Genomic DNA, 18962 nt, shown 5'->3' with positions numbered 1-18962 from the left:
CCAAAATCTTATGCTTATCTATTAGTAAAGTTAGGCGTTTGTAGCTGCTAAAGTTAGTGAATCGGGCGTCGCAACTAAGAGCTTTATTCGAAGGAGCAATGGAGAACACTCATGGCAGGTTTTACAGTCACATTCGGTAACGGTGGCGCCTCTAACGTTTCCGATCTTCTGAGCCTCGAAGCCCAGAATTCCAACGCACTTGACGGCAGCACCGAGCATCATGAAACGACAGGCCCGAGCGGATCGACTTTTGACGTCGATTCTGTGGTGGTCGGAGGTCCCGGCAGCGAGGTCGCCGTAGACTTCGATCCGAACACGAATTCCTTCAACTTTGATGTTGTCGGCAAGTGGAATTCGGTCAGGAACGTTCTGGCGCAATCCGACAGTGCAGAAAATGTTTATTTCAAGGATTTTGTTCAGGCCGACGTCCATCTCGGTGGCAGCGCCTCATCGACCGTCGAGATTCTGAACGTGAAGCGTGCAAACGTTTCGACTGGTGCCGGCAACGACACGGTTACCATTTCACTGCTAACGAATGACAGCAGCTGGGTAAATGCTGTAACCGTAGACAGCGGCGCCGGTAACGATACAATCACGATCAAATCGGGTGTAGGCTTCAACGATGGCAGCGCTGCCGGAACGGGCGGCATCACCGGCGCGACTGCCTTCAATGGCGGCAACGGCTTTGTTGATGGCCGCTACACAACTGTTGACATCAAGGCCGGCGCTGGCAGCGACACGATCGATCTTTCGGACACCCATCTGAAGTCCTCGACAGTCGATGGTGGCACCGGTATCGATCACATGATCGCCAGCAGCGGGGCGGATACGTTCGTATTCCACCTGGGCGACATGGCTAAGTCTCTGATCACGGATACTATCGACGGGTTCAACGCAGCTACGGATAAGCTCAAACTCGTGGGTACTGTGGAAAGCGATTGGACCTCGACGGACTTCGGTGGTGACGCTGTTGTGAAGTACGTCGGTGCAGATGTCGCTCATAAGGGTGAAACGATTGTGCTGAGTGGTGTGGATGCTACCGGTTTCCATGGCTGGTTCACCGCATAACCACCTGAAGTGATTTTCTCAGATCGGGAGTATGCCGCCGTACGGCGGCATATTCGTTTCAGCGTGTAATTCGAATATTCAGCCGTTCAGACTAAAAGCATCGCTCTCACCCGGAGCAAGCTCTAGGGGCCAGATCCGATTGCCCACTCTATTGCGGTAGGTTTCCGAATAGGCAGGCATGCCCGCAAGCAAGGTTTCGGCGAGTGCTGCGCCGAGGTCGGGCAGCGACATGCGGAAGCAGGTGAGCGTCGGCTGCAGGAATTTGGCACGGGGTTCCTCGCGGAAGCCGATGACGGCGAGGTCGCGGCCGGGGACGATGCCGGCTTCAACCAGGCGGCGGTAGAGGCCGATTGCCATCAGTTCGTAGATCAGGATAATCGCTGTCGGTCGATCCTCGATTCGCAGCAGCTCGTCGCCGGCCCGGTAGCCGCCCTGTTCGCTGGACTTCACACGGATAACCAGCTCCGGATCATATTTAATCCCGTGCCGTTCCAAAGCCTTCCGATAGGCATCCACGAAGATATAACCGAGATTGATCTCCCCTGACGGTGCGGCAATCGCAATGCGGCGATGCCCCTTGCCGACGAGCCGGTCCACGGCGCAGGTCGCGACACCTTCGAAATCAAGGTCGATCCAGGTGAAGTTGCCGCCGCCGGAAGAGCTGCGGCCGAGAGCGACGAAGGGGATCTTCGCCTTGACGAGCAAATCGATACGTTTGTCGATGCGTTGCGTTGCGGAGATGATCATGGCATCGACGACCCGGCGCGCAACCATACGCTTCAGATATTCGTAAGGGTCTTCATCGCTGGGGCAGGGCAGCATGACGAGATCGAGCTTATGGCGCGATAGCACGCTCTGTAGCCCACCAGTCACGCCAAGGAAGAAGTTGTCGCTGTTTTCGACCGTTTCCTTGCTGGATTCAATCATCAGGCCGATAACATTGGTCGTTCCCTGACGAAGGCTGCGGCCGGATTGATTGGCCACGTAACCGAATTCTTCGGCGGCAGCCAGCACGCGTTTGCGGGTCTCCTCATTGACATCGGCCTTGCCGTTCAGCGCACGCGAAACCGTCCCGATCGATATATCGAGATGTTCTGCGAGCTGGCGGATACCCTTCATCTGCAATCTTTCTTCCGGTAGGCGGACCCTCTCATCTTATTGCCATGGGAAAACGTTTACGGAAAGCATTTGCCGTGAAGGCGGAATGTATTTTTACTCAATCTGAGAAAAATTTGTTGCTGCATCGCCGAAGGTTTTTGCCTAAGCGCCCGTTCGCATTGTGATTTTTCGCAATATTTTGTCGAGCGACGCTGGCATTGACAGCAGGAAACGTTTCCGCTTAGTATCGTAAACGTTTACGGAAGGTGTTTCGGGAGGAATCTGAAACGCACCGCTGGAGGAAATCGTGAAATTGAATGCCATTCTGTGCGGGTGCGGAGCTATGTCCAAAGGCTGGCTGCGCGCTATCAGGGAAACGCCTGATCTTGCTGAGGCGATCGAGATCGTCGGCCTTGTCGACGTCAACCGTGCCGCCGCCGAAAAGCTCGCCGACGAATTCGGCTTGAGCGCGGCTCGCATCGGTAACGATCTCGCTGCCGTCATTGCCGAGACCAAGGCTGACATCGTCTTCGACGTCGTTATCCCGACCGCCCGTTTCGATATCGTTTCGACGGCCATGAGGGCTGGCTGCCATGTGCTCAGCGAGAAGCCGATGGCGACTTCGCTTGCTGAAGGGGCCGCACTCATCGATCTCGCCGCCGAGACCGGCAAGATTCATGCGATCATCCAGAACCGTCGCTTCATTTCCGGCGTGCGCCGCCTGCGTCGCTTCGTCGAAAGCGGGGCGATCGGCGATCTGACCGGCATTCATTGCGATTTCTTCATCGCTCCTCATTTCGGCGGGTTCCGCGAAGAGATGGACAATGTCCTTTTGCTAGACATGGCGATCCACACGTTCGATGCGGCACGTTATGTGGCTGGCAAGAAGCCGCTCGCAGTCTATTGCGTCGAACGCAATCCCAAAGGTTCCTGGTATCGCCACGGCGCTTCGGCCAACGCCACCTTCGAATTCTCCGACGACGTCGTCTTCACCTATCGCGGCTCCTGGTGCGCGGAAGGCGAGCGCACGAGCTGGGAAAGCCAGTGGCGCATTGTCGGCTCGAACGGCATGCTGACCTGGGATGGCGATGATGGCTTCAAGGCGGCGGTTTCCGGCAATGAGCCTGGCCTGCTTCATGGCTTTTCACCCGTTGAGGTTCCCGCGCCTAAGCGCGAGAACGAAACGCATGGCCATGCCAGCGTGATTGCAAGCTTCGTGGAGGCGATCCGCACCGGCAAGCGGCCGGAGACGGTCAGTTCCGACAATATCAGAAGCCTCGCCATGGTCTTCGGGGCGATCGAAAGCGCCAAGACCGGGCGGCGCGTCGAAATTTCAGCATAAGGACAGATGACGTGAGCAACCCCGCCAAAGCCATTCGCATCGGTACCATGGTCAGCGCCTCGAAGGGCGGCGCCGACAAGCGCATAGCGCAGATCGCCGATATGGGTTTCGAAAGCTTCGAGCCCTTCTTCTGGCAGACGACCAACGGCCAGGATCTTGCCGAACTCGGCAAGCGCAGCGTGGACGCTATCGGCGATCGCGACATCACGATTTCAACGCTCGGCATGTTCGGTAATCCGCTCGAGGAGACCGAGATGGACCTGCAGACACTGCAGGGCTGGAAGGATTGTATCGACAACGCCCATCATTTCGGCGCCACCTGCGTTGCCGGCTTCACCGGTCGCATCCGCAATAAGCCGCTGACCGACAGCCTGCCGCGCTACAAACAGGTCTGGAGTGAGCTTGCCAAGCGTGCAGCCGACAAGGGCATCAAGATCGCTTTCGAAAATTGCGCCATGGATGGCAATTGGGCGACCGGCGACTGGAACATTGCCCATAATCCCGATGCCTGGGAACTGATCTTCAACGAGACGCCTGATGGCAATATCGGCCTCGAATGGGAGCCTTGCCATCAGATGGTCTATCTGATCGAACCGCTGCCGCAGATCCGCAAATGGGCGAGCAAGATCTTCCACGTCCACGGCAAGGATGCGACGATCCGTTGGGATGTCATCAAGGAGCACGGCATCTTCGGCAAGGAGAAGTTCGTCTTCATGCGCACGCCGGGCTTTGGCGACAGCAACTGGACAGATATCATTTCCGAACTGCGGCTTGCCGGCTGGTCCGGCTCCATCGACATCGAGGGCTGGCATGATCCGGTCTATCGCGACGCCCTGGAAATGACCGGTCAGGTCTATGCACTCAATCATCTGAAACATGCCCGGGGTGGCGATTTCGTCGTCGATCCGGTGTGAGTGAATATGGTCGGCGTGGAGGAAATCGCCGGCCATCGCAAGGATAACCACAAAGGAGGAGAACCATGGCTATCCGCAAATTCGCAGTTCTGGGCGTGCTGGCTCTTGTCGGCGTCTCGCTCTTCGGCCTTTCCGCCAAGGCGGAAGACGTCAAGCTGACGCTCTGGTCGTTGGACAAGGATACCCAGCCGGCGCCGACCCTGGTCAAGGAATTCAACGATCAGCATAACGGCATCACCATCGAATATCGCCTGATTCAGTTCGATGACGTCGTTACCGAAGCGATGCGCGCCTATGCCACCGGCCAGGCGCCCGATATCATCGCTGTCGACAATCCCGAGCATGCGCTGTTTTCTTCGCGTGGCGCCTTCCTTGATATCTCCGACATGATCAAGAATTCGAAGGTCATCAAGCCCGAGAATTATTTCCCCGGACCGCTGAAATCGGTCGAGTGGGACGGCAAATATTTCGGCGTACCGAAGGCGACGAATACGATCGCGCTTTACTACAACAAGGACATGTTCAAGGCGAAGGGCCTCGATCCGAACAAGCCGCCGCAGACCTGGGACGAGCTCGTCGAGGACGCACGCAAGCTGACGGATCCGGCAAAGAACGTCTATGGTCTCGCCTTCTCGGCCAAGGCTAATGAGGAAGGCACTTTCCAGTTCCTGCCCTGGGCGCAGATGGGCGGCGGCAGCTATGAGCACATCAATGCCGACGGCGCGGTCAAGGCACTCGAAGTCTGGAAGACGATCATGGACGAGAAGCTCGCCTCGCCCGATACGCTGACCCGCGGCCAGTGGGATTCGACCGGCACCTTCAATTCCGGCAATGCCGCCATGGCGATCTCCGGTCCCTGGGAACTGGACCGCATGATGAAGGAAGCCAAGTTCGACTGGGGCGTCACGCTGCTGCCGGTTCCGAAGGAAGGTGCTGAACGCTCTTCGGCCATGGGTGATTTCAACTGGGCGATCTTCTCGACCACCAAACATCCGGCCGAAGCCTTCAAGGCGCTCGAATATTTCGCCTCGCAGGACGACAAGATGTTCAAGAACTTCGGCCAGCTTCCGGCCCGTTCCGACATCTCGATCCCCGAGACCGGCCAGCCGCTCAAGGATGCCGCGCTGAAGGTCTTCCTCGAGCAGCTGAAATATGCCAAGCCGCGCGGTCCGCATCCGCAGTGGCCGAAGATCTCCAAGGCGATCCAGGACGCCATTCAGGCCGCGCTGACCGGCCAGATGAGCCCGAAGGATGCGCTTGATCAGGCTGCCGACAAGATCAAGGCGGTTCTCGGCTGATCTCCCGCATCACCGGATGGCCTGCCGGCCGTCCAAGACTTTCCTCCCGGCAGGGGCTGCTCAGGCATCGGCCAAGGCAGCCCCGTTCGGAGCATTGGAGGACCCATGAGAAGGACCTTTTCCAGCATCAGGGACGGCCGCGGTTTCGATATCGTGCTGGTCGCCTTTCCGCTCGGTTTTCTGTTCCTGATGGCAGGCCTGCCGCTCATCTACAATGTGGTGATGAGCTTCCAGGAGGTGGACATGTTCAGCCTCGGCACCTTCTCGCGCCCCTGGGTGGGTTTCAAGAATTACGTGGACCTCTTTGCGCAGCCTGAAACGCTGCCGATCCTGTACAATACGGCGATCTTCGTCGTTGGCTCGATCGCCGGCCAATTCCTGATCGGTTTCGGTCTGGCGCTGTTCTTCTGGGTGAATTTCCCCGGCGCGTCCTGGCTGCGTGGTCTCTTCCTCGTCTCCTGGGTCATGCCCGGCCTCGTCGTCGGTGCTATCTGGAACTGGATCCTCTCGGGTGACTTCGGCGTGCTGAACTTCATTCTGAAGGAAAGCGGCATCATCTCCGGTAATATCTTCTGGCGGTCGGACCCGCACTATTCGCTCTATGCTGTCATCATCGCGAATGTCTGGCTCGGCACCTCGTTCAACATGATCCTTCTTTCCGTCGGCCTTTCGGGCATTCCGGGCGATCTCTACGAGGCGGCCGAACTCGACGGTGCCACCGCCTGGCAGCGCTTCTGGACGATTACGCTGCCAATGATGCGTTCGACGATCGGCGCCATCATCGCACTCGGCCTGATCTTCACCCTCCAGCAGTTCGACCTCTTTGCCGCCATCACCTCGGGCGGGCCGAACAACTCCTCCAACGTCACGCAATACTGGGCCTGGGATTTGTCTTTCCGCCAATATGACTTCGCCAAGGGCGCGACCATTTCGGTCATCATGATCGTCTTCGTGATGTTCGCCTCCGTGGTCTATGTCCGCTCGACCCGCCACGAGGTGCGCGGATGAGCGAGACTGCACGCAATCGCCTGATGCTCATGATCGCCATCATCATGGCGGCGATCTACCTTTTCCCGCTCTATTGGATGTACATCACTGCGCTGAAAAGCGGCTCGGAGATGTTCGCCACACCCCCGAGCTTCTGGCCGGCCTCGCCGCAATGGGGCACCTATGCCTATGTCTGGGAAAGCCGGAGCATGGGGCTCTATCTCTGGAACTCGCTGTTGATTGCGATCGGCGCGGTCGTCATTATCACTGTGCTCGGTGTCGGCTGCGCCTATGTGCTGGCGCGCTATCGCAACATCTGGGTGGATATCGGCCTCTTCCTGATCCTTATGCTGCAGGTTCTGCCGGCTTCGCTGATGATCACGCCGATCTTCGTCGGCTTCTCCCAGATCGGCATGCTGAATTATCCAAGGCTTGCCGTCATCATCGCTATTGCCGCAAAGAGCATGCCTTTCTTCGTGGTGCTGGTACGGGCCACCTTCATGGCGGTTCCGATGGAGCTCGAAGAGGCGGCCCTCGTCGACGGCAATTCGCGTGTCGGTGCCTTCTTCAACATCGTGCTGCCACTTGCCCGCAACGGCATTCTGGTCAGCGCCATTCTCATCTTCATGCAAGCCTTTGGCGAGTTCGTCTATTCCAAGTCGATGATCCAGGCGGCCGAGCTTCAGCCGGCGAGCGTCGGGCTCAACTCTTTCATGGGGCCGAACACCAATGAATGGAACAACATCATGGCCTACGCCACGATGTATGTGACGCCGATCCTTGCCATTTTTGTTCTTTTGCAGCGCCGCATCGTATCCGGCCTCACTTCGGGAGCCCTCAAATGACCCCTCAGATCGAGCTTGCCGGCGTCAACAAATATTACGGCGCCTTCCATGCCCTGAAGAATATCGACCTCTCCATCGCCAAGGGGACCTTCGTCGCGCTCGTTGGCCCTTCCGGCTGCGGCAAGTCGACTCTGCTGCGCTCGCTCGCCGGGCTGGAAACCATTTCCGATGGCAGCCTGAAGATTGCCGGCGAGATGATGAACGGGGTCCCGCCGCGTAAACGCGATGTCGCAATGGTATTCCAGTCCTATGCGCTTTATCCGCACATGACCGTGGAGGAGAACCTCACCTACAGCCTGCGCATGCGGGGCGTTGCAAAAGCGGAGGCGAAAAAGGCAGCCGAGGAGGTCGCGGCCACCACGGGCCTTTCGCATCTATTGAAGCGCTATCCGCGTGAGCTCTCCGGTGGCCAGCGTCAACGCGTTGCCATGAGCCGCGCCATCATCCGCCACCCAAAGGCCTTCCTCTTCGACGAACCTCTGTCCAACCTCGATGCGGCGCTACGCGTCCATATGCGCAAGGAGATCCGCGCGCTGCACGATCGTCTGCATGCGACCTCGGTTTACGTGACGCACGACCAGATCGAGGCGATGACCATGGCCGATCATGTCGTCGTCATGCGTGATGGGATCATCGAGCAGCAGGGCCGGCCGCTCGACCTCTACGACAAGCCCGCCAACAAATTCGTCGCCGGTTTCATCGGTTCACCTGCAATGAACTTCATACCGGCAATCGTCGGCGAGGATGGCAAGAGCCTGACGCTCGATCTCGGTTCGGTGAGGCAGCAGGTTTCTATAGACCATCAGCTCCAGCCAGGCCGGAGGGTCACAGCCGGTATCCGCCCTGAACATATCGGTATTACCGGTCAAGGGCAGGGAAGCTTTGATGTTCCGGTTGAAGTGGTCGAATCAACGGGTTCTTCGACCTTCATCACCGCCGCAACGACCCCTGAACTGACCATCGTCGAAACAGGCAGGGGAACGGTTCAGCCGGGCCAGACGATTGGTGTTACTGTCGATCCGGCGCAGGTACATCTCTTCGACGAGGCGAGCGGCGTCAGAATTTGAGATCCGGCGTCTGCCAGATAAGTTCCCGCAGCGCTCAGCTGCGGGACATTGCCGTTCTTATCGCGCGAGCGAAGCCGGCGTAGCTTGCTTGGCTGCCACCTCGACATCCTGAGGCCGTTCGCTGGAGTTTGCCCACACGGCCACAGCAAGTCCTGCGACGATAAAATAGGGGAGTTTGCTTGAAAGCTTGAGCTTGCCGGAAACGGCATTGCCGCGGGTGCATTCAAAGCCGGACATTTCTGGGGTCATCAGTACCTGTCTCGTGTGAATATCACGCCGCGAATATAGTGTATGCGGCGATTCGAATGAACCCCCAGATCAGGGGATATATGAAGAGTTGTTGAAAAAGAGCAGTTCAATGCCCCGCTGGCCCGCTCGATCCTTCATCGAGATTGATCTTGCGCAGGATGAAGGCGAGGGGCAGCACGGCGAGCGAGAGCCACATGAGTGTGTGGAAAACGTCGATATAGGCGAGATAACTCGCCTGGATCTGCACCTGCTGGCCGATCCAGCCCATGGCTTGCGATTGTGCGTCGACAGCCCCCGCCCCTCTATCGGCAAAATATTGCGTCGCGCCCTGCAATGCGTGATTGTAGGCCGGATCGGAGGGGATGATGTGTTCGACCAGCCGGCTTTGGTGCCACTGCTCCCGATGGGCAAGCACGTTTGATGCGATGCAAACGCCGATCGAGCCACCGGTGTTGCGCGCCGCATTGATGAGAGCAGAAGCCTGATCCGTCTGATCGGGCCTCAAGCCATCATAGGAGGCAGAAGTCATCGGAATGAAGATCAGCGGCAGACCCAAGCCGAGATAGATGCGCGACCAGACGAAGAAGCCGAAGTTCAGGTCGGCATTGAGCCGCGTCATATCATACATTGCGAACGCAATAATCGCAGTGCCGATAGCGATCAGATACTTTGGCTGAACCTTGTTGGAGATCCGCCCCGCCACGAACATCATAAACATCGTCACGAGGCCGCCGGGCGAAAGTGCCAGCCCGGCCCAAGTCGCCGTGTAGCCGAAATTCTCCTGCAGGACCTGCGGAATGAACTGGGTCGTGGCAATCAGGATCGCCCCGGTCGCAAGCATGACGATGAAACAGGAGCCGAATTGCCGACTTGCCAGCAAGCGTACGTCAACGACCGGATTGGTTGCGTTCATCAGCCATGGGATGGAGAGAGCAAGGGCGGTAACGCAGACTGCAGTCATCGTGACAACGAAGTTCGAATCGAACCAGTCTTCCGTCTGGCCGCGATCGAGAACCAGTTCCAGTGCGCCGAGAAAGGTCGCGACCAGGAGAAAGCCGACAATATCAAACTGCACGCCTTGCTTGCGCATGTTCGCCCGCTCCAGTCGCAGTGAGTCCGGTTCGTTGACGAGGAAATAGACGAGGACGAAGGCGAAGAGGCCGACCGGCCCATTGATCAGGAAGCACCAGTGCCAGGAGAAATTGTCAGAGAGATAGCCGCCGAGCGTTGGCCCGACGACAGGGGCCACGACCACGGCGACGCCGAAGAGGGCAAAGGCCTGGCCACGCTTCGACGGCGGGAAGGAGTCGGCCAGGATCGATTGAGAGATCGGCACCATGCCACCGCCGGCGAAGCCCTGGATCATGCGGAAGATCAGCAGGGATTGCAGGTTCCAGGCAAGGCCGCAACAGATGGAAGCAACCGTAAATGTCGCAAGGCAGAGCAGATAGAAACGCCGTCTCCCGTAACGCTTGGCGATGAAGCTGCTGGCGACGAGAATGATGGCGTTGGAAACGAGATAGGTCGTGATGACCCATGATGCCTCGTCGGCGCTGACGGCAAGACCGCCGGAGATGTAGCGCAGCGCCACATTGGCAATCGTCGTATCGAGAACCTCCATGAAAGTGGCGAGTGAAACGACGAGCGCGATCAGCCATGGATTGGCAAGCCTGGCACCCGATGCCGGGGCGCCATCCGCTGTTGTGGCATCACTCATGTCAGTTCCTCGGGCGCACGGTTACCGTCGGCACCACGGACATGCCGGGGCCGATCGCCACATCCTTCGGCCAGTTGTCGATGACGATCTTGACCGGAACGCGCTGGGTCACCTTCACATAATTGCCGGTGGCGTTTTCCGCTGGAAGCAGCGAGAAGGCTGTGCCCGAACCGGGCTGGACGGAATCGACGCGGCCACGAAGGACGTGATCCGGATAGGCATCGATCGTCACATCGACAGGCTGGCCCGGTCGCATATCCGTCAATTGGGTTTCCTTGAAATTGGCCGTCACCCAGATTTCATCGGGTACGAACATGGAGACTGCCTGTCCCGCCTGAACATATTGCCCTTTCGAGCCGCTGAGCTTGACGACACGGCCAGGCTGGGCAGCCGTGATCGTCGTGTAGCTCAGGTTCTGTTCGGCGGCTTCGACCTGGGCTTCGGCCTGATGCAGGCTGGCGACGGCGCTTGCTCGTTGCGCTTCGGCGGCCGCCCTGTTCTTGATGGCCGAGGTGACGCTTGCCTGCGTCTGGGCCGTACTTGCCCTGTCTTGGCGCAACGTGGATGTTGCCTGCTGTGCGGCCTGTTCTGAACCGGCGCCGCTTTTCACTAGTTGCTGCTGCCGGTCGTTTTCATCCTGCGCATACTGAAGGGCGGCTTCTGCGGAGGTCTGTTGCGCCTTGGCCTCGTCGATCGCTGCAGCTGCAGCGGCGATCTGTGCTTCGGCGCTGGAAATCGCTGCCTTTGCAACATCGACCTGCCCATGCGCCTGGTCCAGTGCGATCTGGTAGTCGCGGGAATCGATCTTGGCGATGACTGCGCCGGCGTCGACATGCTGGTTGTCGGAGACGGGAACATCCGAGACATAACCCGACACCTTGGCCGCGACGGAGAAGCTGCGGGCATCGATGAAGGCGTCGTCCGTTGTCTCGTAGGGATGGAAATAGATGAGCCAGATGAAATAGCCGGCGACCGCAAGAACAATCAGCGCAAGAACGATGAGTAGCGTCGCGACCGGATGGCGCCTGATGATTGAAGGCCGCTTCTCGGCTTCCTTGTCCTTCTCGACTGCCTTGGCAGGGGCTTCGTTTTTTGCGGGATCGGAGGACTGATCTTGCCCGGCGAAGGCGGGCTGGTTCTGGGGCACGACAATGTCTTTCATTTTGAAAACCTGAGACCAACGCCGGATCATCGGCTTCGGTTCCGGTCGAAAATGTCGCAACGTCCCTTTGGGTTCGTAACTGCGGGAACAATTCCAGGTGGTGAAGGCAGGGCGCGTATTGCGATCAATTGAAGACGCTGGGCTTTGCCACCCGCGGCAAGATCTGAAGCCCGCGCGTCTTCAATGTGGATGGACCGATCTGGTTTGTCAGCCGCCCAAATCCTACCTTTATCGTGCGCCATCAGCGCTGCTGTTGCGATTGAAGGCCGCAGGCGCTGCTGACCCGCCCAGGAGGTATTATGAGAAGTTTGATTTTGGCGGCCGCTGTTCTGCTCCCCACGGCTGCCTTTGCCGTCGAGGCCGTGGAGGTCAATGCCCGCGACCATTCCTGCCGCGAGCTCGCGCAGATTATCCAGCAGAAAAAGGCCGTCTTTGTTCGTATGGGCATCGGTGGCCGGAGTTTCCGTTACCCGCCTGCGCGATGCCGGTTAGGCGATAAATATAGCGTGGCCAGAGTGCGCGCGGCCAATGGGGAAATGTGCGTGCTCGACTACGAGTGTGTTTACGACCCGCAATCCTTCTACAACCGCTTTCCCAACTAGTGCTTTCTATCGCTCGGCCGCTGCGGCGTAGACGACCCGAAGCTCCATCTGGACCGCGTCCATGAACAGGGCGGCCTGCCTCGAGAGCTCAGCATCGCTGCAGCCTTGTTCTTTCAAATTGGCCGCGAACCCGGCCATCTCCGACCGCCAGAAGCGGTTGGCGGCCTCGCCGTGAAGGTTCTGAAGGGCCTCTGCGCAGCGCCTGATATCGGCTGTGCGTCGGTCGGCGGGAAACTGCAGAAGCGGCATGCTATCTCCGTCATTGCTGGGCGAATCGCCAAGTGTCCCGCAGAATGGCTATGAGTTCTTCACAAGTGGTGAAGCCGGTCGCGGAGACATGGTTCCTCAAATGCTGCCCCTTCGTTCGATGGAACCCCACATCACCGAAAATTGACAGAATACACTCCGGCGGCAGCGGTCGCCGCCGCGTCAAGCTATGTTAGAGTTCTCGGGATAACGCAGTGATGGGAAGTGATGATGCTGACAACACTTGCGATGCTCGCGAGCCTGTCTGGCGCTGCCGCCACGATCGCGCAATCAAGCCAAGATGAAGTCGACGTCGAGCTGGTGCTGGCCGTCGATACGTCCCGCTCCATGGATTACGAGGAAGTCCGCATACAGCGCGAGGGCTATGTCGAGGCGCTCAGGCACAAGGAATTCCTCGACGCCGTGAAAGGAGGGCTGACTGGACGGATCGCCATCAGCTATTTCGAATGGGCCGGCTATGTCGTGCCGGGCTCTGTCCTCGACTGGCAGGTGATCGAAACGCAAAAGGATGCGCTGGATTTCGCCGACAAGCTCGAAGCGAGGCCGATTGCCACCCAGCGCCGCACATCCATATCCGCAGCGATCGTTCAAGGCGTCTCGATGCTCGCCGCCAGCCCCTACAAAAGCAATCGCGAAGTGATCGACGTTTCCGGCGATGGTCCCAACAATTCGGGGGATCCTGTCACGCCTGCCCGCGACACGGCGCTCGGGACGGGTGCGGTCATCAATGGCCTTGCCATTATGCTGAGACCATCCGATGTGCCGGAAGGGCTTGATAAATACTATGCCGATTGCGTCATCGGCGGCCCCGGCTCCTTTGTTTTGCCGGTTCACAAGATCGAGGATTTCGCAGTTGCCGTCCGCAGGAAGCTGGTTTGGGAAATCAGCGGCATCGAGCCCCGACCGCAGATCCGCAAAATCGCGGCCAATCAGCCAACAACGGACTGCCTTGTCGGCGAAAAACTGTGGCAGAACTTCTTCGATCGCTGAGTGCTCATCGTGCTTTCGAAATTGCGGCGACAGGTCCTGCCTGTTCCAACCGCGGCAGGACCTCCCTTGCGATTGTTTCGAGGTCGGAGAGCACCCTGCGACTGTCAACGGTCAGGTTGAGCGCGACGTGATGTACGCCGAGCTCGCGAAGGGCCACAAGAGCGGCAAGCAATCCATTCGGCCCCGCCCGATATCCGAGATTGATGTCATCGACACGGTCGGCAGATGTATCGACGAGCTCAAGCGCCATGGCCTGGCCCATTCCGCGGAATTCGTCGGTCGTGCGCTGCACGGCCCCCTGCCATAGAGCGATCCGGTCTTTCTGTGCGGCGAACGGTCGATGGTAGGTCATCCAGGCTCCAGCGTTTCTGGCGATCCATTCGAGTGACTGCGAGGATGAACCGACTGCGACCAGGGGAATGCGGCGGCGGCTGCGTGGACGGATTTCGAATTGGTTCTCGTCTGTCTGGTTGCCAACGCGGCCGTCAAGCGCGTCTTCGAGAGCGGCCCAGTTCGCCCGAAGCAATTCCCGGCGGTCGTCGACATTGCGGTCAAATGCTGAAAACTCCGATGGCCGATCACCGGAACCGAGGCCGAGGACAAACCTGCCCGATGAAAGCATGTCCATCGAAAGGGCGGCCTTGGCGACATGCAGGGGATGGCGCAAGGGCAGGACAATCGCGCCTGTTGCCAACGTGATCGATCGGGTGGAGGCGGCGAGCGCGCCAAGCAGGACCCAGGGGTCGGAATGACCGACGGGATCCGGGTAGGCCGGACTGTTCAAGGGAACGTCACGAACCCACATCGCTGCAAAGCCAAGCTCATCGGCGCGCCGGGCGAGCTCCAGTTGAAGGCCGAAGTCGATGTCCTGCCGTTGCCTGTCGCTACCAGAGCGCGACCGGCGCGCTTGCAAGAAACTGATCGAGAGCGAAAGCGAGCACCGGGGCAATCGCCATGATCTCTTCATGAGCAGCAAAAATGAGCAGTCCCAGTATCGAGATAACCGATCCGGCTTCGATGAGTGGCATGGGATTGTTGACGGATGCCAGAGACGCAGCGGGCGGAGCGATATGCGGTCGTGCGACAGTCCGGCTGTTGTCGTTTGCGGGATGGAAGAGGCGGGTGGGGCGAGGATGGGCGAGGCGGGATTTACTGCATATTCCAGGATAGGTTTCGCAGACTGAGTTAGACATCGGATGTGTCCCTGATCGGCATTGGAGGATTGTAAAGCTCACGTGGGGTTCGGCCGGTCTTCCTTCAACTATACGCGGGGATAGGGGAACGGCACTGGAATGGGCTGTCGTCTCATTTAGCCATGCATCAGATGCATAGGTGAGCTGTAGTCTGAACGCTACTCCTCCTCGCAGTCCCATATTATATATTTCTTATCGAAGCGAACGAAGCGCCGCCACCTGGCAGCTGTCGCTGGACCCACGGAAAGGGGATTAAAATGAGCATCGCACGCACCTTCAACAATTGGCGCAAGTATCGTCAAACCGTTGCTGAGCTTGGCCGTATGTCGAGCCGCGAGCTGAACGATCTGGGCATCGCACGTGGCGATATCCGTGACGTCGCACGCGCAGCCATCGGCCGCTAAGACCGCTGCTGAATGAATTCAAACACGCGCTCGCCTTGCCCAAGGCGGGCGCTTTTTTGTCTGGTGAGCCTTTCACCTGACGCATAGCGCATGGCAGCCTTGCAAATATGTGCCTAGAAGAGTGGCAAGGCTCGGCATATATCTCCTTTCAACGAAGCGATGAAACTCCTCCCTCGTCGCTTTGTCCGAGACGCGGCTTACCTCCTCCCGAGCCAGCGTCTACGTGGTGGCATCCTCCTCCCGCCGCCACGCGTCATAAAAGGCGTCTGCCGGATCTCCTCCCTCGGCAGACGCCTTATTTTTTGGCGCTTGCCCTCATCTGCCGGTCATTCCCAAGAGCGTAGCTATATTTTTTCAGCGATCACGCGCACCGGCCCTCTATCGCCGCTTGCCATGCCTCTTAAACATGATAATTGAACTCATGTTATTTTGGCGTAGAAGGCGGTTGGAAAGCGCGATATCGCCGATGCCGAGCAAGGATGGATCCATAGTTTGAGTTTCTGGCATTCCATGGTCTGGCATACCGAGGGCATCCGAGTCATGGCGCCGGTCAAGTGGCGCCAGTTCGACGGGCTCGTGAGTGTCTTCTGGGAAGCCGAAAGCCAGTCGGGCGCCAGGGGCTATTACCTTTCGGACGATCCGCGCATCATGATCTTCTTCAGCGATGTCTCGTCTCAGATCCGCATGTCGAATCGCGACGGTGATTTTCAGCAGCATTACCGGCCTATGACGCGGGCGGTCTATGTTCCGCCCGGTATGCCGATGTGGACGACGAGCGGCACGACGCACCGCTTCTCGCATCTCAACCTGCATATGCATAAGGACCGGCTCCTGAGATATCTCGCGCCGTCGGTCGGCAATTCCGCGGCGATGACGGCACTTCGCAATCCGGTCGAGGTGCAGGATACCGGAGCGCTCGAAACGCTTGCACGCCTCGTCGTCGACGAGGTCTCCAGCCCGTCGAAACATGAGATCTTTGGCGAGAGCCTTGTCGGCAGTATCGTCAGCGGTCTGCTGGATATTCCTCGACAGGGTGTCGAACAACCGAATGGCCGGCTGACCCAGGCGCAGATGAACAAGCTGATCGCCCGCGTCGAACGGTTGAGCGATTGCCGTCTGACGGTTGCCGAGATGGCAGAGACAGTCGGCCTGTCGGAAAGCTGGTTTTCCAATGTCTTCAAGCAGACGACGGGCAAGACGCCGCTGCAATGGCAGCTCGGCAAACGCATCGACCATGCCAAGACGCTGCTCGTCGAAAGCGAACTTGCTGTCGCCGATATCGCCGCTCAGCTCGGCTTTTCCGATCAGGCGCATCTGACCAAGGTCTTCCGCCAGATCGTCGGCGATACACCTGCCGCCTGGCGGCGGATTCGGCAGATCCGTTCGTAAACCGTCCCACCCGCAGGATGCAGGCGGGACCGGCCGGTTACCAGGTCTGGCGCAGCGTCGCGTAGATCGCACGGCCCGGGTTATAGAAATCCGCTCCGAAGCCGCCATAAGCGACGTGCTTTTCATCGAAGAGGTTGCTGACGTTCACATCGAAGGATGTGTTTTCCTGGATCTTGTAGCTGAAGGCGGCGTCGAAGGCGATGCTGCTGCCCGTCGACTGGGTGTTGGCGTCGTTAAAGTAATAGGAGCCCGTGTAGCGTGCACCGAGGCCGAAGTTCATGTCGCCGCGGAAGCCGTTGCCGGGGATGCCGTAATTGACCCAGAGCGAGGCGATATGATTGGGCACGAAGGACATTTCGTTGCCCTCGTTGCCGAGTGTGCCGTTCTCGACGATGTCGGAGACCATGTAGGAATAGGCGGCTGTCAGGCTGATATTGTCGGTGACTTCAGCCTTGGCTTCGAGATCGATACCGCGCACGCGCACCTCGCCGATCGTCTCCTGGAAGCCGGTCGCCGGATTGGTGCGGGTGATGTTGTTCTTGGTCAGGTCGTAGACCGCTGCGCTGAAGAGGGCAGGGAATTCGTCGGGCCGGTATTTGACGCCGACTTCCCATTGTTCGCCGCGCTCGGGATCGAGCGTCAGCGAGGCCGGCAGTACCGATTCCGCGTAGCTGACATAGGTCGCTACCTGATCAGTGACCTTGTAGCTCAACGCGGCGCGCTTGGTGAACTCACTGAGATCGGCGTCGGTCGTCGAGCCAGCCATGTTGTTCTGCTGCTGAAGGTCAAGCCAGTCGTTGCGCAGGCCGACGGAGGCGGTCAGCTTGTCGAAGAAGGTCAGGTCCTGTTGCAAATAGAGGGCTGTGGTCTTCTGGTTGTTTGTCAGGCTCTGGTAGAGCGGAACCGAGGTCGGTGCGCCGGTATAGACGGGGTTTGTCCAGTCGATGCCAGGAGCTCCGCCGAAATAGCCGTCATTGTCCGATTGGAGATTGTTGTATTGGAGGCCGACGAGGCTGCGGCTGTCGACATGCTCGAAGTTCGTCTCATATTGCAGGCGGGTATCGATGATGAAGTTTTCGACCGCTTGGTCATTGGCGAAGAAGGCGCGGTCGGCGATGGTCGAGCCGTTCGTCGGCGTCGCCGAGATATAGGCATAGCCGAAATTGCTCTTGGTATTGCTGTAACGCGCATTCGAGCTCAAGGTCAGGCCCGAACCGAGGTCATGATCGAACATGACGCTCAGCGTGTTCCTGTTGACATCGCGATAGTTGAAATCAGGCTCGCCGAAGAAGCGGCTTCTCGCAAAATCCGAACCGACCGGGTGGCCGCCGCTGCCGGGCACCCCGTTTTTGTCCAGGTGGTCATAGATCACGGTCAGATTGGTGTCGGCGCTCGGGCGCCAGGTCAGGCCGCCCATGAAGAAATTCTCGTCGTCCTGCGAGTAGTCATATTCCTCGTCGGCGCGCTTTACCTTGCCGGTGATGCGGTAGGAGAATGTATCGTCCTCGGTGATGTTGTCGCCAAAATCGACACCTGTCTCGCGATGATCGAAGGAGCCGCCGGTGACATAGGCCTCGCCGAAGCGCTCGCTCTTCGGCCGCTTGGTCACGAAGTTGACCGCGCCGCCAGGGTCGGAAACGCCAAAGGTCGTGGAATTGGCGCCCTTCAGCACTTCGACGCGCTCGAAGGCGAAGGGCTCTTCACGGATGCCGCCGAAGGAGTCGCCGAGCGTCAGGCCGTCGCGATAGGTATAGGCATCGAAACCACGGATCTTGAAATAGTCGAAGCGGTCGTCCGAGCCATAGAAGTCGGTGGTCACACCGGATGTGTATTGCAGCACCTGTTCGGTGTCCTGCGCACCGCGCTCCTGGATTTCCTTCGAGGTGATGACGGAGACGGAGGCCGGTGTGTCGAGAATGTCTGTCGCCATACCGTTGCCGCTGATCGTCTTGGTCGCGACGATCGATTTTGAATCATTGTCGGTATCGAGGCCGCTGCCCTGGATGACGATGGGCGCGAGATTGGTAACGGTATTGGAATTCCCGCTCTCCTGACCGAGCACCGCGCCCGGTGCAAGGGTGACAAGCGCCGTGCAACCGAGAAGGACCGCATTCCGGTAGCGGAGAAGGGTCTGTCGCGAGTGAGCGCCTGTTCTTTCGATGTCCATGTTCACGTTCCAGAGTTTGGTGTCGCCGTTGCGGCCCTTCGACAGGGGTGCCGAATGGAATGCCGGTTTGAGGATCGGTCCGAACGGCATGTCGGCGGCCGGTGCGAACGAGAGATTTGTTCCCGGACCGGCAGCCGCAATGGTTGGTTCGATGTCCCCTGCGACGGCTACTAACTTGAGCGCCATTGTCCAGTATTGTAAAT

The 18962-nt window shown here is 58.7% G+C and carries 19 protein-coding genes; 11 read left to right on the top strand and 8 right to left on the bottom strand.

Features of this window, described 5'->3' with window-relative positions; genetic code table 11:
* The first annotated feature begins 111 nt into the window (after positions 1-111).
* Positions 112-1068: a rhizobiocin gene (locus FHT82_RS00650; RefSeq protein ID WP_183725332.1), complete on the top strand. Its 957-nt coding sequence runs from the start codon at positions 112-114 to the stop codon at positions 1066-1068.
* A 78-nt stretch (positions 1069-1146) separates the two neighbouring features.
* Here FHT82_RS00650 and FHT82_RS00645 read toward each other — a convergent pair whose 3' ends face one another.
* Positions 1147-2187 (bottom strand): substrate-binding domain-containing protein, encoded by a 1041-nt coding sequence (locus tag FHT82_RS00645; protein WP_183727196.1) that lies wholly within the window; start codon positions 2185-2187, stop codon positions 1147-1149.
* 286 nt (positions 2188-2473) lie between these two features.
* Here FHT82_RS00645 and FHT82_RS00640 point away from each other — a divergent pair, with 286 nt between their 5' ends.
* From FHT82_RS00640 to FHT82_RS00615, 6 genes are all read left to right on the top strand, one after another.
* Entirely contained in the window at positions 2474-3508 is a 1035-nt protein-coding gene (locus tag FHT82_RS00640) for a Gfo/Idh/MocA family oxidoreductase (protein WP_183725330.1), read from the top strand.
* A gap of 11 nt (positions 3509-3519) precedes the next feature.
* Positions 3520-4422, top strand: a complete 903-nt coding sequence (locus FHT82_RS00635; protein WP_183725329.1) for a sugar phosphate isomerase/epimerase — start codon at positions 3520-3522, stop codon at positions 4420-4422.
* A gap of 65 nt (positions 4423-4487) precedes the next feature.
* Positions 4488-5720, top strand: a complete 1233-nt coding sequence (locus FHT82_RS00630) for a sugar ABC transporter substrate-binding protein (protein WP_183725327.1) — start codon at positions 4488-4490, stop codon at positions 5718-5720.
* 105 nt (positions 5721-5825) lie between these two features.
* Positions 5826-6728, top strand: coding sequence for a sugar ABC transporter permease (locus FHT82_RS00625; protein ID WP_183725325.1), 903 nt, complete (start codon positions 5826-5828; stop codon positions 6726-6728).
* Positions 6725-7552 carry a carbohydrate ABC transporter permease gene (locus FHT82_RS00620; protein WP_183725323.1) on the top strand — a complete coding sequence of 276 codons (828 nt, stop codon included), beginning with the start codon at positions 6725-6727 and terminating at the stop codon, positions 7550-7552. Before FHT82_RS00625 ends, FHT82_RS00620 begins: the two co-directional genes overlap by 4 nt.
* Positions 7549-8619: an ABC transporter ATP-binding protein gene (locus FHT82_RS00615; RefSeq protein WP_183725321.1), complete on the top strand. Its 1071-nt coding sequence runs from the start codon at positions 7549-7551 to the stop codon at positions 8617-8619. Before FHT82_RS00620 ends, FHT82_RS00615 begins: the two co-directional genes overlap by 4 nt.
* 57 nt (positions 8620-8676) lie before the next feature.
* Here FHT82_RS00615 and FHT82_RS00610 read toward each other — a convergent pair whose 3' ends face one another.
* The 3 genes from FHT82_RS00610 to FHT82_RS00600 form a co-directional block, all read right to left on the bottom strand.
* Positions 8677-8868, bottom strand: a complete 192-nt coding sequence (locus tag FHT82_RS00610) for a hypothetical protein (RefSeq protein WP_183725320.1) — start codon at positions 8866-8868, stop codon at positions 8677-8679.
* Between the two features lie 106 nt (positions 8869-8974).
* Entirely contained in the window at positions 8975-10585 is a 1611-nt protein-coding gene (locus tag FHT82_RS00605) for a DHA2 family efflux MFS transporter permease subunit (RefSeq protein WP_183725318.1), read from the bottom strand.
* Between the two features lies 1 nt (position 10586).
* On the bottom strand, positions 10587-11747 hold the full coding sequence (locus FHT82_RS00600) for an HlyD family secretion protein (protein ID WP_183725316.1): 1161 nt from the start codon (positions 11745-11747) through the stop codon (positions 10587-10589).
* A 299-nt stretch (positions 11748-12046) separates the two neighbouring features.
* Between FHT82_RS00600 and FHT82_RS00595 the strand changes: the two genes are divergently transcribed.
* Positions 12047-12349: a hypothetical protein gene (locus FHT82_RS00595; RefSeq protein WP_183725314.1), complete on the top strand. Its 303-nt coding sequence runs from the start codon at positions 12047-12049 to the stop codon at positions 12347-12349.
* 6 nt (positions 12350-12355) lie between these two features.
* Here the strand turns inward: FHT82_RS00595 and FHT82_RS00590 are convergent, their stop codons facing one another.
* Entirely contained in the window at positions 12356-12598 is a 243-nt protein-coding gene (locus tag FHT82_RS00590; RefSeq protein WP_183725312.1) for a DUF6074 family protein, read from the bottom strand.
* A 228-nt stretch (positions 12599-12826) separates the two neighbouring features.
* Here FHT82_RS00590 and FHT82_RS00585 point away from each other — a divergent pair, with 228 nt between their 5' ends.
* The gene (locus FHT82_RS00585; protein WP_183727195.1) at positions 12827-13606 is read left to right on the top strand and encodes a DUF1194 domain-containing protein; all 780 of its coding nucleotides are present in this window, start codon (positions 12827-12829) and stop codon (positions 13604-13606) included.
* A gap of 4 nt (positions 13607-13610) precedes the next feature.
* Here FHT82_RS00585 and FHT82_RS00580 read toward each other — a convergent pair whose 3' ends face one another.
* Positions 13611-14519 carry a TIGR03571 family LLM class oxidoreductase gene (locus tag FHT82_RS00580; RefSeq protein ID WP_246698017.1) on the bottom strand — a complete coding sequence of 303 codons (909 nt, stop codon included), beginning with the start codon at positions 14517-14519 and terminating at the stop codon, positions 13611-13613.
* Positions 14491-14799 (bottom strand): hypothetical protein, encoded by a 309-nt coding sequence (locus FHT82_RS00575; RefSeq protein WP_183725308.1) that lies wholly within the window; start codon positions 14797-14799, stop codon positions 14491-14493. Before FHT82_RS00575 ends, FHT82_RS00580 begins: the two co-directional genes overlap by 29 nt.
* A 257-nt stretch (positions 14800-15056) precedes the next feature.
* Here FHT82_RS00575 and FHT82_RS00570 point away from each other — a divergent pair, with 257 nt between their 5' ends.
* Together FHT82_RS00570 and FHT82_RS00565 are read left to right on the top strand one after the other, a co-directional pair.
* A complete protein-coding gene (locus tag FHT82_RS00570) occupies positions 15057-15203 on the top strand; it encodes a DUF1127 domain-containing protein (protein ID WP_183725306.1) in 147 nt (48 codons plus the stop codon).
* Positions 15204-15695: 492 nt separating this feature from the next.
* Positions 15696-16592 carry an AraC family transcriptional regulator gene (locus FHT82_RS00565; RefSeq protein ID WP_183725304.1) on the top strand — a complete coding sequence of 299 codons (897 nt, stop codon included), beginning with the start codon at positions 15696-15698 and terminating at the stop codon, positions 16590-16592.
* Between the two features lie 37 nt (positions 16593-16629).
* Here FHT82_RS00565 and FHT82_RS00560 read toward each other — a convergent pair whose 3' ends face one another.
* Positions 16630-18759 carry a TonB-dependent siderophore receptor gene (locus FHT82_RS00560; protein WP_183727194.1) on the bottom strand — a complete coding sequence of 710 codons (2130 nt, stop codon included), beginning with the start codon at positions 18757-18759 and terminating at the stop codon, positions 16630-16632.
* Positions 18760-18962: the final 203 nt, after the last annotated feature.

This window comes from Rhizobium sp. BK275, assembly GCF_014193555.1.
Taxonomy (GTDB): Bacteria; Pseudomonadota; Alphaproteobacteria; order Rhizobiales; family Rhizobiaceae; genus Rhizobium.
Note: the sequence above shows the minus strand (reverse complement) of the source record. Positions and strands in the feature narration are given on the sequence as shown.

Coding starts and splice junctions, on each gene's coding strand:
- FHT82_RS00650 (WP_183725332.1), top strand. CDS start 112: ATGGCAGGTTTTACAGTCACATTCGGTAACGGTGGCGCCTCTAACGTT.
- FHT82_RS00645 (WP_183727196.1), bottom strand. CDS start 2,187: ATGAAGGGTATCCGCCAGCTCGCAGAACATCTCGATATATCGATCGGG.
- FHT82_RS00630 (WP_183725327.1), top strand. CDS start 4,488: ATGGCTATCCGCAAATTCGCAGTTCTGGGCGTGCTGGCTCTTGTCGGC.
- FHT82_RS00625 (WP_183725325.1), top strand. CDS start 5,826: ATGAGAAGGACCTTTTCCAGCATCAGGGACGGCCGCGGTTTCGATATC.
- FHT82_RS00620 (WP_183725323.1), top strand. CDS start 6,725: ATGAGCGAGACTGCACGCAATCGCCTGATGCTCATGATCGCCATCATC.
- FHT82_RS00615 (WP_183725321.1), top strand. CDS start 7,549: ATGACCCCTCAGATCGAGCTTGCCGGCGTCAACAAATATTACGGCGCC.
- FHT82_RS00610 (WP_183725320.1), bottom strand. CDS start 8,868: ATGACCCCAGAAATGTCCGGCTTTGAATGCACCCGCGGCAATGCCGTT.
- FHT82_RS00605 (WP_183725318.1), bottom strand. CDS start 10,585: ATGAGTGATGCCACAACAGCGGATGGCGCCCCGGCATCGGGTGCCAGG.
- FHT82_RS00600 (WP_183725316.1), bottom strand. CDS start 11,747: ATGAAAGACATTGTCGTGCCCCAGAACCAGCCCGCCTTCGCCGGGCAA.
- FHT82_RS00595 (WP_183725314.1), top strand. CDS start 12,047: ATGAGAAGTTTGATTTTGGCGGCCGCTGTTCTGCTCCCCACGGCTGCC.
- FHT82_RS00590 (WP_183725312.1), bottom strand. CDS start 12,598: ATGCCGCTTCTGCAGTTTCCCGCCGACCGACGCACAGCCGATATCAGG.
- FHT82_RS00585 (WP_183727195.1), top strand. CDS start 12,827: ATGCTGACAACACTTGCGATGCTCGCGAGCCTGTCTGGCGCTGCCGCC.
- FHT82_RS00575 (WP_183725308.1), bottom strand. CDS start 14,799: ATGTCTAACTCAGTCTGCGAAACCTATCCTGGAATATGCAGTAAATCC.
- FHT82_RS00570 (WP_183725306.1), top strand. CDS start 15,057: ATGAGCATCGCACGCACCTTCAACAATTGGCGCAAGTATCGTCAAACC.
- FHT82_RS00560 (WP_183727194.1), bottom strand. CDS start 18,759: ATGGACATCGAAAGAACAGGCGCTCACTCGCGACAGACCCTTCTCCGC.